Origin of the sequence: Microcoleus sp. LAD1_D5, assembly GCF_036702115.1 — a bacterium.
Lineage (GTDB): Bacteria > Cyanobacteriota > Cyanobacteriia > Cyanobacteriales > Microcoleaceae > Microcoleus.
In genome coordinates this window covers 214,045-227,098 of sequence record NZ_JAUBSA010000002.1, presented here as the reverse complement: position 1 = coordinate 227,098, position 13,054 = coordinate 214,045, and the positions used below count along the sequence as shown (strand labels likewise).

General features: G+C 47.6%; 8 protein-coding genes. 3 read left to right on the top strand and 5 right to left on the bottom strand.

Annotated elements, in window-relative coordinates; all coding sequences use genetic code 11:
• Positions 1–92: 92 nt before the first annotated feature.
• The 5 genes from QUA70_RS02050 to QUA70_RS02030 all read right to left on the bottom strand — a co-directional run bounded on the left by QUA70_RS02050 (position 93) and on the right by QUA70_RS02030 (position 7,261).
• Positions 93–1,733, bottom strand: a complete 1,641-nt coding sequence (locus QUA70_RS02050; RefSeq protein ID WP_333335780.1) for a thioredoxin-like domain-containing protein — start codon at positions 1,731–1,733, stop codon at positions 93–95.
• Between the two features lie 179 nt (positions 1,734–1,912).
• The gene (locus QUA70_RS02045; protein ID WP_333335783.1) at positions 1,913–2,911 is read right to left on the bottom strand and encodes a type II restriction endonuclease; all 999 of its coding nucleotides are present in this window, start codon (positions 2,909–2,911) and stop codon (positions 1,913–1,915) included.
• Positions 2,892–4,328: a site-specific DNA-methyltransferase gene (locus tag QUA70_RS02040; RefSeq protein ID WP_333335785.1), complete on the bottom strand. Its 1,437-nt coding sequence runs from the start codon at positions 4,326–4,328 to the stop codon at positions 2,892–2,894. Before QUA70_RS02040 ends, QUA70_RS02045 begins: the two co-directional genes overlap by 20 nt.
• Positions 4,329–4,580: 252 nt before the next feature.
• A complete protein-coding gene (gene arsM, locus QUA70_RS02035; protein ID WP_333335788.1) occupies positions 4,581–5,549 on the bottom strand; it encodes an arsenosugar biosynthesis arsenite methyltransferase ArsM in 969 nt (322 codons plus the stop codon).
• 83 nt (positions 5,550–5,632) lie between these two features.
• On the bottom strand, positions 5,633–7,261 hold the full coding sequence (locus QUA70_RS02030) for a hypothetical protein (RefSeq protein ID WP_333335791.1): 1,629 nt from the start codon (positions 7,259–7,261) through the stop codon (positions 5,633–5,635).
• Positions 7,262–7,905: 644 nt separating this feature from the next.
• Between QUA70_RS02030 and psaA the strand changes: the two genes are divergently transcribed.
• The 3 genes from psaA (at position 7,906) to QUA70_RS02015 (ending at position 13,054) form a co-directional block, all read left to right on the top strand.
• Positions 7,906–10,200, top strand: a complete 2,295-nt coding sequence (gene psaA / locus QUA70_RS02025) for a photosystem I core protein PsaA (RefSeq protein ID WP_333335794.1) — start codon at positions 7,906–7,908, stop codon at positions 10,198–10,200.
• 110 nt (positions 10,201–10,310) lie between these two features.
• A complete protein-coding gene (psaB, locus tag QUA70_RS02020; RefSeq protein ID WP_333344921.1) occupies positions 10,311–12,539 on the top strand; it encodes a photosystem I core protein PsaB in 2,229 nt (742 codons plus the stop codon).
• 371 nt (positions 12,540–12,910) lie between these two features.
• On the top strand, positions 12,911–13,054 hold the full coding sequence (locus QUA70_RS02015; protein WP_333344919.1) for a hypothetical protein: 144 nt from the start codon (positions 12,911–12,913) through the stop codon (positions 13,052–13,054).

Sequence of the window (13,054 nt, the reverse complement as noted above, 5' to 3'; positions counted from 1 at the left end):
AAGTTTTGAAGGAATATATTAGAAATCAAGAAAAGCCGTCCTAGAAGGACGGGGCTTGAATCCCGTTTTTTTGGTCAAAAAGGTCGATCGGCTTAATCAGGAAGACAAACATCAGGAGGGCACAAACCGGGGAAATCCAAAGTTGTGACTTCCAGCGTATCCAACTCAACTCTCCGAATTACATGATTGTTGGTATCAGCAACAAACAAGTGAGGCCCGATCGCACTCAACCCTGAAGGTTCAAAGAATCGAGCCTTAAGGCCTTTAGCGTCCACCAAACCCGCTGTACCATCTCCAATCATAGTTCTGCACGTACCGCCTCGGTGGTCGATCCGCTTAATTTTGTGATTGTAAGTATCAGCAACCCAGAGATAATTTTGAGCGTATTCAACACCCAAACAGTGCTGCAACCTTACCTCATCAGCGCGACCATCTTTATCTCCAAAACCAAACAATTCACCGCTACCGCAAACAGTGCGAACCTTCGGGTCTTCATCTATACCCACAGCGCGAATCGAACTAATTTCGCTGTCAGCAACAAACAACTCCGATCGATCCGTAGCGAGGCCGCTGGGCTGAGAAAAAGCAGATTCTGCAAGATTTCCGTCCACACAGGATTCTCGGCCAATACCCGCATAAGTGCCGATCGTGCCAGTGTCTAACTGCATTTCGCAAATTTGGTGGGAACCCGCCATTGCAATAAAAAGTCTATTTCCAACTCTTTCTAAATCCCAAGGCGAATTCAATTGCGTTTCTAAACCCTTGCCGCTGCGGGGTGAAATTTCGTGACTTTGTTCGCCCGTACCAGCAACAGTTTCCACCCGTTGAGTCGTAAAATCAATCTTTCTGAGAGCATGATTTTCCGTATCAGCAACATATAGAATTTGGCTTTCTGCATCAAAAGCCATACCTTGAGGTGCAAAAAACTCAGCCTCTTCAAAGTCCCCATCAGTTAAACCCGGTTTGCCACTACCGATGACGTGCAGCACCTCACCTTCGAGGGTGCTGACAACAATCCTATTGTGTCCGGAATCGGCAATAAATAAGCAAGAACCGACTAAGTTTTGTATGACTGAATTAGCAGGTCCGGGCAATACAGTTTCATCTACAGATTCATTATCCTCAGTCATTTCGCCCAAAAGGGCGACCTGTTGGTGAAGCTGTTTGGCCTCCGTTGCACCGATGGCAAATGCCAGCACTTTACCGGGAAAAGCCAGCGGTGTTGATACAGGTTTGCGCTGTTTTTCTAAGCTAAAACTGAGTTGTTTAAAGTTAAGTGCATTTTTATCTTTGTATTCAGCAATTAACTTGCCAACTAATTCGTCCAGTGCTTCTCTATTGCCTTCGCCGGAAACAAAGCCAACGACATAACTTTCAGGATCGATCACCATTAAAGTCGGCCAAGCGCGAACGGCATAGCTTTGCCAAACTTTCATGCCACTGTCAACGATTACGGGATGTTCGATATCGTAGCGGAGGATAGCTTGGCGGATGTTTTCTACTTCTTTTTCGTTTTCAAATTTGGCAGAGTGAACGCCGATAACGGTGAGAGAATCTTTATATTTTTGTTCGAGGTATTTTAATTCTGGGAGGACGTGCAAGCAGTTGATGCAGCAGTACGTCCAGAAGTCGAGGAGGACGACCCGGCCTTTTAGAGATTCAATGGATAAAGGTTTGTCGGTGTTCAGCCAGGGGTAGTTTGCGGGGAATTCTGGTGCTCGGACGCGGGGCATGGCATCTCCTGGTAGGGCGTGAATGATTTTTTTACTTCTTTAATTTAGCGGGAAGTTTGGCAGGATGGGAAGAAAGCTGATTAAACCAGGGTTTTTGGAGACAGCGAAGATGGCTGTGCCACAAGACGGGGGCGAGGGAGGATGGTAAAACCGACACCGAGTCAAAACGGTTGTTGCTTTTATAAATTACATAGCCAACGAGAAATAGATGCAACTTGATTCTCCTGATTCAGATTTGCAGCATTACTGAGACTCCGGTTTTCCAGTTGATGCCAGATTTCACCCGCCATCCTTCTTGCAACTGCCGATCCCACAAAGAAAGTCAGAGGTGAGTGTCCAACTGTGGAAAATGCTTCGCGTATGCGATTTAGTGCTGCTTGTGCCGTTTTCCAATGCTCATCTGCACCTGCAGGATCGATTCCACCTTTAAGTTCGCCCAATGCAATAACATAGGGTGCCACGATAGATGGCTCAATTGCGCTGGATTTATTAGCTACCAACTCCGTCGGGGCAAGATTAAATAAACACAAATCCACATTGCTCCTGACGAGTGGAACAGTTAGGTTATAAATCAATGTGCGATTACCTAGCTCGCTCTCCCAACTTATCCCACGTAAAGACAACTCAATTCCTGTGTCATCATTTGTCATGGCTATCCACTTTTTTGTCTTTGAGTCTTGCCAATAATATCTCTTACTAGCAATTGTGAGAGTCGAGAGGATAGCACGAGTTAGTTTTCTTTGTGCCAATGCTCCGCCAACATTACGCATTGAGCCACCAAGCGTGTCACCACGAGTCAGTAGAAATCTAAAGACCAATTCCTCCACAAAATTTGTGCCTGCTGGCTCAAGAAAATTCCTGATTAGACCATTGATAGCTTCACTCTTATCCTTTGGCATCAAATGAGCAAGAGACTTGTCAGATAATCCTGCTGCAGTCAACAATCCCATTTCAATGCCCTTAACATTTAACAAATCAGCAGGACTCTCAGCTTGACCAGCAGCTTCTTGAAGTGCTCTTGCTTGGGCCACGTAAGGGGTAGCGCGTCGATTTTTTTCAAGGGCAAGTGCAACAAAACCCGCACGAGTGTCTTCATAGGTTGTGACAAGATCGTCACTGGATTGAAGGTGGTTACGATAAGCACACATAGGTATCGAGTTATTGTTTTTTCCATACATAAACGCACTTCCTCAAAGGAGCGCGTCCATAGTTTCCCATCTGTTGACTACTATTCCCCTTATCACCTGGTAAGACGAGAATATTTTCCGTAACAAAGCCTAGTTTTTCAGCAAAATCAGAAAGAATCATGTCCACTGAAATGCTTATACCTGCGTAGCGCACATTGTCATTAACCATAAACAAAAATGCCCCTGGTTTAAGGATACGAAAGCTTTCTTGTATTACGCAAGCCATTTCATAGAAATATCCTCTTACCATTCTTGGTATACCATTGTTGTTCAATATACCCTGTGACTTTTGGGTGTCCAAGTATCTTAATATAGCCTGCAATAGAGTTTGCGAATTAGCAATACTTAAAGCTATTTCCCAAGCCGGATTGATAGCCAATAAATCTTTGGGGTGATTCTCAACCGTACAACTTAGCATTTCCTGACGCAGATTAATTAATTCCTTTTCAGAAATTCCTAGTAAAGCTAGCTCTAGTGCATAGGTGCGAGTATAGTCATATCGATTGCAGTAGGGTGGAGATGTGATGATTGCATCGTATGTAGAGTCCGGCAAATCGGGCATTATCTTCAGACAAGAACCTTGATGCAAATTAATTTTGCCTTGTTGATTATTCTGAGTTTGAAAAAGCTCAAGTTGGTGTGTAGGAGGTTCTAAGTCGTTAACAAGTTCATTAAATTTTTTGGTAATAGCTTGACTGAACTCAAGAACCTCACCTTTATTGAAGGACTTCTTTGACGTGCCATGACCCGAACGGTAATCCCAACGAAGATACTGTCCATCTTTGCGTGTATAGCTTACGGATTCTAAAACACACAGTAAAGTCAAGACTAAAACTGATTGAATCTTGGTATTTTCTTGATAACAAGCTCCAAGATATTGCTCAATTTCTATTTTATTTTGTTCGGAGTAAGCTCCTTTAGTGATCCTCAATTCTGGCAGAGTGACTGGGTTTTCAAATTGTTTCCATATTTGCAAATTAAACCATGTCTTTAGCCGCTGAAAATCATCAAGAGTAAAGGCAGTGTCTAAAAGGATTTTGGTATTAATTATTTGTTGCCCAATAGGTAATAATTCAATCCCCTCACCATCTATTCCCAAGTCGCTAGCAGCAAATAAAGCAGTTCCACTACCTGTAAAAGGATCTAAAATCTTGCCTTGAATGACTTGATATTTTTGGAATAAGAACTCTACCAGAGAAGCGGAGAAAGCTTCCTTATACTTGTACCACCTATAAATGGGTCTAGTTTTGTTAGCCTGAAAACTAACCAAAAGTCGCGTAAGCGAGGGCTGGACTACAAACTTGTCTTGAAAGCGCTCGTGTAATTGCCTGTCAAGGTTATCAATCTCTCCCAGAAAGTCACTTTCCACTTCAGAGGCGATGTTGGAGATGCTTGACATATTTACCATGACTACAAATTATTAAATAACTAACTGTCGATCGTAGTATACCAGTATCTCCAATCAAAGAACGGGTAGATTTCGCTACCCTTGTAAATTCTCTCTGACGAACCACAAAATTAACAGCTTCAGAAATTCGCCCCTCTTGCTGAGCCCCAATTTTCTCCTTGGTTTTCCCTGCTGTTATTTTCCAGCATCACCAATACACCGTTAATTTTATTCTGGTCGATCGCACTTGCCATCGACTTAACCCCACAAAATCTAACAGCAACCGCCGCCGTTATAATGCCAAGTCGAATCCGTAATTAACACCTTATCCGGCATTAATCCCCCCAACTTCCCAGCAGTTTTATCACACACCGCCGCCGGAACTCCCCGCTGCAAAACGTGACCTGCCCCGTCATCAAACAGATCTTCAGACCCCGTATAAATCGCCGTCTTGCCAGTGAAAATGCAAGCTCCATCATCCGGTACAGGCACTTTGAAAGACACCGAATCCAGGCTTTCTAACAGCAAATCCGCATCTAATTGATAATTGTGTTTGTCGAGCAGCCGGTAAGGACGGCGGGCCCGCACTTCGACTTGCCCAAAACCAACGTCTACAAGGTGTTGAACGTATTCTGCGTATGTCAAAGCGCCGGACAAACACAAGGCGCGCAAGCGTTGGTCTTCCTTCAAATGCTGCGGAATGGGGCGAGTTGCGATCGGATCGCTCATCAACAATCTGCCACCCGGTTTTAACACCCGATAAGTCTCTTTTAATGCTTTAGCTAAATCCGCTGGTTCAAAGATATTAAACAAGCAGTTTTGGGCGACAACATCTACAGAAGCATCCGGCACCGGCAAGGCAAAAGCATCGCCTTCACAAATTTCTACAAAACTCGGATCAAACCAATCATTTTCGTGGGCGGCTAGTTGCAAGTTTCGTGCAGCCGCATCTCGCATTGCTGGAACCGGATCGACGGCAATAACCGCTCCTTTGTGTCTAGAAAAATATGCAAATTGTAGTGCTTCCAAGCCGCCGCCGACGCCTACATAAAGCACGAAGGGATTGCCGACGAGTTCGGCGGCGTGAACGGTTGTGCCACAGCCGTAATTCATTTCTTGCATTTGTTCGGGAATTTTTAATCCTGGCAATTGCAAGGGACTGCTTTGGACGCAGCAAAGTCCGAGTTGGGGTGTTTCGGCGACATCGCTGTAGAATTTGGCTGCTGTTTCGAGGTAGGTCATTTTTTAGTGTCCTAATTTTTGATTTTTGCCTGCAGATGGAGCACGGGCGGGACGCCCAGGCCACGAAGCCCAGAAAGATTTTGTTAGGTGGCAAATTCGACTTTTTGTTCGGATTTGGGCTGATTTTCTGGTTCGGAAACAGTTGTTTCGGGTTCTGCTAATTCGTTGGTTGGCTGGCTAGGAGTTTCAGCGGCAACTGGTGGCGTTGGCGGTACAAGATTGGGAGACTGTTCTGGTATCGCGGGAGCGACTACTTTTGGTACTGGAGCTTTTTCTGTTATTTCTGGCAGGGTTGGCGGATATGAAGGATTAGCAGATTGGGGTTCTTCACGCAAGAAGTTGCGGAACCGATTGTAGTATCCTTTATATTCCTGTTTTTTTGTTTGGGGAGATGCTGTTGGGGTCGGTTCTATTATTTTAACGGGTGCAAAAACTTTCGGGGTTTCTAACTGTGGAGTTGCTGTCGCTGTCGGTTTTATTACTTGAACTGGTTCTACAATTTTCGGCGCTTCTAACTGTGGAGTTGCTGTCGGCGTCGGTTCTATTGCTTGAATTGGTTCTACAATTTTCGGCGCTTCGAGTTGGGGGGTTGCTGTCGGTGTCGGTTCTATTACTGGAATGGGAGCAACTTCGGGAATGACTGTTGGCTCTAAGCTGGGTTGGGTAACAGGGGTTTCTGGAACCGCTGGTGAGGGTGGGACAACTGGTGTTTTTTCTAATGCAGGTGTCGGTGTCGGTTCGGGGGTTGGGGTTGGTGTCGGTTCGGGGGCTTGGTAGGTACGATCGACTATACCGCGACTTTCTGCTGCTGTTAGTTCGCCCCGCACTAATTTTGAAAGAGGCTCTTGGCCAAGCGGCTGGAAATTTATCAGTCTGACTGTATTATTAAAGGCGTTTTTGACGATATTTCCCCGCTCGTCAATTAATTCTAGCTGTACCCAGTTTTTGCCTGGTTTGAATCCTTTAAGATATATAGGTTGCCACTGGTTGATCGCAAAGCTTTCCCCGTTGACTGTGGCTCGAATTTTCCAATCGAGTATTTCATCTTGGGAATTTTCTTGCGCCACTTGGTGCGTGGGGGCATTTGTCAAGTAAAAGTCGAGCAGGATGGGCTCTGCACCGTAGCTGCCTTGGGGGCTGTTGTATGTTAATAGAGGCAATGTTCGATCGGGATTATTGTCATCTGTTTTGGTAAAAACGTGAAAGGTGGTTTGAGCCGCGGCACCTTCGTTTTTAAAGCTTTCTTCCCAAGGGCGAGCGGCAAACACCTGGAGGGTATGGGTTCCGGGTTCTAAATTCGACAGCGTTAAAGGTTGGTTGATGTCGTAAACTGCTGCATAAGGTTGGTTGTCTAATAAAACTTGCAGATGGGGGCCCAAACCCAAGTTTGCCTCTTTGAAAATGGGCAAGTCCTTCACTTGGAACTGAACAGACACATTTATATCCTGAAGCACTTCGTCAGGTAATGGATACAAAATACTAATTTGAGGCTGGTAGATTTCTAGAGCCTGACGCAGTTGTTGAATGGCTTCTGGGGGAGAAACCTCTGAAATTCTGTTTACTGGGGCGGTAGCTGAGCCGCTCTTGTTCCCTGATTTGGGCAATTCGGGATGGCCCGCGCCACAACTTGCTAAACCCAAAATTAATACTGCTACTGCGAACAATGCCACCAGCCTGCCCGCAACCGTTCTGTGCCAATTGATCCCAATCACGCAACCATACTCCTAGAAGCCTTCTCATAGGGAACTATAGCCCAAAAATGAATTTAGTATGGGGGAATTGCCACTCAGGAATTTCAAAGCGGCGTAGGAACCCGGATTGAGGCAGCAGCGGGCAACCCCTCCTCTCCGACTATTAATTGCTGCAGCCTTTTTCCAAAACATATATCTACAAATGAGTATTCCTAAATTACCTTATCTTTGAGTTTTGTAAAGTTAATGGCAGTACCCCTTGACTTTTTCGAGGGACTGTGGGATTTAAAGGCGTTATTACATCAAGAATTGAGCCTTTTTTAAGTATTGTTAACAAGCGATTAATACTTCTCTAGCAAGCTTATAATTCATAAAACTCCCTCAAAAGGAGCAGGCGTATCAAGTCTGAATCAAGGACGCGATCGGCGGCTCCAGATAGCGAGAAGAGTTAGCAGTACCCAGTCACATTGTTAGCGACACTGGGAAACTGGCTTCTTCACAGAAGCAAAATGCTTGGGGAAACGATGCACCTGCGTCTAGCTCTGCAAAGAGTAAAGTGCCATGTAGTGTCGGCTTTTTCGAGAATCCCCCGCCTAATCAAGCGTGGGGAGTGTCCGGTACAGTGTTCAGTTCTCGTTCCTTGTCTTACCGAGAGGAGAGTCTTCATGACCATTAGTCCTCCAGAGCGAGAGGTAAAAGCTAGGGTAGTAGTCGATAAGAATCCGGTTCCAACTTCTTTCGAGAAGTGGTCAAAACCCGGTCATTTTGATCGCACTCTAGCTAAGGGGCCAAAAACCACCACTTGGATTTGGAACCTCCACGCTAACGCTCACGACTTTGACAGTCATACAAGTGACTTAGAAGACGTTTCGCGCAAAATCTTTAGCGCTCACTTCGGCCACTTGGCAGTAATCTTCGTATGGTTGAGTGGCGCATATTTCCACGGCGCTAAATTTTCCAATTACGAAGCTTGGCTGACAAATCCTACAGCCATCAAGCCCAGCGCTCAAGTGGTCTGGCCGATTTTTGGTCAAGAAATTTTAAATGCAGATGTAGGCGGCGGCTTTCATGGGATTCAGATCACCTCTGGTCTATTCCAACTGTGGCGCGCCAACGGCATCACTAACTCATACCAGCTATATTGCACTGCGATCGGCGCCCTGGTAATGGCAGCTTTGATGCTGTTTGCCGGTTGGTTCCACTATCACGTCCGCGCTCCGAAACTGGAATGGTTCCAGAACGTGGAATCGATGATGAACCACCACTTGGCAGTTTTGCTAGGCTGCGGTTGCTTGGGCTTCGCAGGACAGCAAATTCACGTTGCTCTGCCGATCAATGCTTGCATGGACGCGATCGATGCAGGTTCACCGCTGACAGTCGGCGGCAAGCTGATCAAAACAGTTGCCGACATCCCCCTGCCGCACGAGTGGATTTTGACACCGGGCTTGATGGCTGACATCTACCCGAGTTTCGCTAAAGGTTTAACCCCCTTCTTCACCCTCAACTGGGGCGCATACACAGACTTCCTGACCTTCAAAGGCGGTCTGAACCCGACGACGGGCGGTCTGTGGCTGACCGATACAGCACACCACCACTTAGCTTTGGCAGTGCTGTTCATCGTTGCTGGTCATATGTACCGCACGAACTGGGGCATTGGCCACAGCATGAAAGAAATCCTAGAGAACCACAAAGGCCCCTTCACTGGTGAAGGTCACAAAGGTCTCTACGAAATCCTGACTACTTCTTGGCACGCGCAACTGTCCATTAACTTGGCACTGATGGGCTCTCTGAGCATCATCGTGGCTCAGCATATGTACGCGATGCCTCCCTACCCCTACATCGCGACGGACTACCCGACTCAGTTGTCCATCTTCACCCACCACATGTGGATCGGCGGATTCCTGATTGTTGGAGCAGCCGCTCACGGAGCAATCTTCATGGTTCGGGACTACGAACCGAGCGGTAACGTCAACAACCTGCTCGATCGCGTGATCCGTCACAGAGATGCGATCATTTCCCACCTGAACTGGGTTTGTATATTCTTGGGCTTCCACAGCTTCGGTTTGTACGTTCACAACGACACGATGCGGGCTTTCGGTCGTCCTCAAGATTTGTTCTCGGATACCGGGATTCAGTTGCGTCCGATATTTGCCCAGTGGGTGCAAAACATCCACGCCTTGGCTCCGGGCACAACAGCGCCTAATGCTACGGAAATCGTCAGCCACGCTTTTGGTGGCGGTGCAGTAGTAGTCGCCGGCAAAGTAGCGATGATGCCGATCGAGTTGGGTACGGCGGATTTCATGATCCACCACATCCACGCTTTCACCATTCACGTTACAGTCCTGATTCTCTTGAAGGGCGTGTTATTTGCACGCAGTTCTCGCTTGATTCCTGACAAAGGCAACTTGGGCTTCCGGTTCCCTTGCGACGGCCCGGGCCGTGGCGGTACCTGCCAAGTTTCGGGTTGGGATCATGTTTTCCTAGGCTTGTTCTGGATGTACAACTGCATCTCGATCGTGATTTTCCACTTTAGCTGGAAAATGCAGTCGGACGTGTGGGGAACAGTATCGCCAGACGGCACAATTTCTCACATCACCGGCGGCAACTTCGCACAAAGTTCGATCACGATTAACGGTTGGCTGCGGGACTTCCTGTGGGCGCAAGCTTCTCAGGTGATTCAGTCCTACGGTTCGGCACTGTCGGCCTACGGTCTGATGTTCCTAGCTGGACACTTCGTCTTCGCCTTCAGCTTGATGTTCCTGTTCAGCGGCCGCGGCTACTGGCAAGAACTGATTGAGTCGATTGTTTGGGCTCACAATAAGCTCAAAGTAGGTCCCTCCATTCAGCCTCGCGCTCTGAGCATTATTCAGGGTCGGGCTGTGGGTGTAGCTCACTACCTCCTAGGAGGAATTGTCACTACGTGGGCATTTTTCCTAGCGCGAATCATTTCGGTAGGGTAAACTACCCCTAGGTTTTGGATTCTCGATTTGGGAGGAATCTCAAATCGAGAATCCAAACTCCGAACCGAATCCCTTCAATTTTGTTCAGGATTCAGGATTAATCAAGGCTTATGGCAACGAAATTTCCAAAATTTAGCCAAGACCTTGCCCAAGACCCGACCACACGGCGGATCTGGTACGGGATTGCCACAGCACACGACTTTGAAAGCCACGATGGCATGACGGAAGAAAATCTTTACCAAAAGATTTTTGCTTCTCACTTCGGCCACATAGCAATCATTTTCTTGTGGACTTCGGGCAGCCTGTTCCACGTAGCATGGCAAGGTAACTTTGAACAGTGGATTAAAGACCCCCTAAACGTCCGCCCGATCGCTCACGCGATTTGGGACCCGCAATTCGGCGCTCCTGCAGTAGAAGCTTTCACTCAAGGGGGCGCTTCTAACCCAGTAGACATCTCTTACTCCGGTGTCTACCATTGGTGGTTCACTCAAGGGATTCGGACGAACGCCGACCTGTATCAAGGAGCTATCTTCTTGCTACTGCTGGCCGCTGTCTTCCTGTTCGCAGGTTGGTTGCACCTCCAGCCCAAGTACCGCCCCAGCTTGTCTTGGTTCAAAAATGCTGAATCTCGCCTCAACCACCACTTGGCTGGTTTGTTCGGTGTCAGCTCTTTGGCTTGGACTGGTCACATGGTTCACGTTGCTATCCCCGAATCTCGCGGACAGCACGTAGGTTGGGACAACTTCTTGTCTACCCCGCCTCACCCGGCCGGTTTGGCTCCGTTCTTCAGTGGTAACTGGGGCGTATACGCTGAGAACCCAGATGCAGCAAGCCACGTATTCGGTACTTCCGAAGGCGCGGGAACTGCAATTCTGACTTTCTTGGGCGGCTTCCACCCTCAAACAGAATCCCTGTGGCTGACAGACATCGCTCACCACCACTTGGCGATCGCAGTTCTGTTTATCGTTGCCGGTCATATGTACCGGACTAACTTCGGTATCGGTCACAGCATCAAAGAGATGTTGGATTCTAAGGCTGGTTTGGTCGGCGGTAAGAGTGAAGGGCAGTTCAACTTGCCTCACCAAGGCTTGTACGAAACCTACAACAACTCGCTGCACTTCCAACTGGCATTTCACCTCGCTGCTTTGGGTGTGATCACCTCCCTGGTAGCACAGCATATGTACGCGATGCCTCCCTACGCTTTCATGGCGAAGGACTTCACGACTCAGGCTGCGCTTTACACGCACCACCAGTACATTGCTGGATTCATCATGGTCGGCGCTTTCGCCCACGGAGCTATCTTCTTGGTGCGGGACTACGATCCTGAAGCAAATAAAGGCAACGTGCTCGATCGGGTGTTGCAGCACAAAGAAGCGATTATCTCTCACTTGAGCTGGGTGTCGCTGTTCTTGGGCTTCCACACTCTCGGCTTGTACGTTCACAATGACGTTGTAGTTGCTTTTGGTACTCCTGAAAAGCAAATCTTGATTGAACCAGTGTTCGCACAGTTCATCCAAGCTGCTCACGGAAAAGCTCTCTACGGCATGGACGTGCTGTTGTCTAACCCTGACAGCATTGCTTCTACCGCTTGGCCGAACTACGGCAACGTATGGCTCCCAGGCTGGTTGGATGCGATTAACAGCGGTACTAATTCTCTGTTCTTGGCGATCGGACCTGGCGATTTCTTGGTTCACCACGCGATCGCACTAGGCTTGCACACCACCACCTTGATCTTGGTCAAGGGAGCTCTCGACGCTCGCGGTACTAAGCTGATGCCGGACAAGAAAGACTTCGGTTATGCCTTCCCTTGCGACGGCCCCGGCCGTGGCGGTACTTGCGACATCTCTGCTTGGGACTCTTTCTTCCTGGCTATGTTCTGGATGCTCAACACCCTGGGCTGGGTAACTTTCTACTGGCACTGGAAGCATCTGGGCATCTGGCAAGGTAATGTGGCTCAGTTCAATGAGTCTTCTACCTACCTGATGGGCTGGTTCCGCGATTACCTCTGGCTGTATTCTTCTCAGTTGATCAACGGTTACAACCCGTATGGTACTAACAACTTGTCTGTCTGGTCTTGGATGTTCTTATTCGGACACCTTGTTTGGGCAACTGGTTTCATGTTCCTGATCTCTTGGAGAGGTTACTGGCAAGAGTTGATCGAGACTTTGGTTTGGGCTCACGAGCGCACTCCTTTGGCTAACTTGGTTCGCTGGAAAGACAAGCCTGTTGCTTTGTCCATCATCCAAGGTCGCGTTGTTGGTCTAGCTCACTTTACTGTGGGATACATCCTCACTTACGCGGCGTTTGTAATTGCCTCGACGGCCGGGAAATTCGGGTAACTCTGAACTCTGGTTTCTAGGTAATTAAATGAAATCCCCTGCCTTCTGGCGGGGGATTTTTTTGTAGATGTTGGTTGAGGATGGAGAGTGAAGAATATTTTTTTATAGCGAAGTTACAGCAGGAAAAAATAGCAACTATTAAGAAATCCTTACTCTCGCTTTTACACATTGCTGTGGCGGATTTCTGAATCACAGCCAACAGCTTTTTCTGGTATGCTGAATTTAGTAGCTCAAACGATTGAGCAAACACAAGTTGACGGCGATGCGAAGCCACTATCCGGGAAGCCAAAAGAGATTTTCACCTGCCATGAGTGAAACACCCAAACTCCCCGATCGTGAAGTAATCCAAAATACTATGAGAACTCTTCTAGGTGTCTGTCAACGGCTTGAGGCTCTACACTCTCAGTTTAGATGAACTAATGGGTATGGTAGAAGCTGATATTCGCAACAGTCAGATTAATGTTTATCCGCGAGAGAATGCGAAACGGTTGGCTGAGTCTGTTAAGCAGGAATAA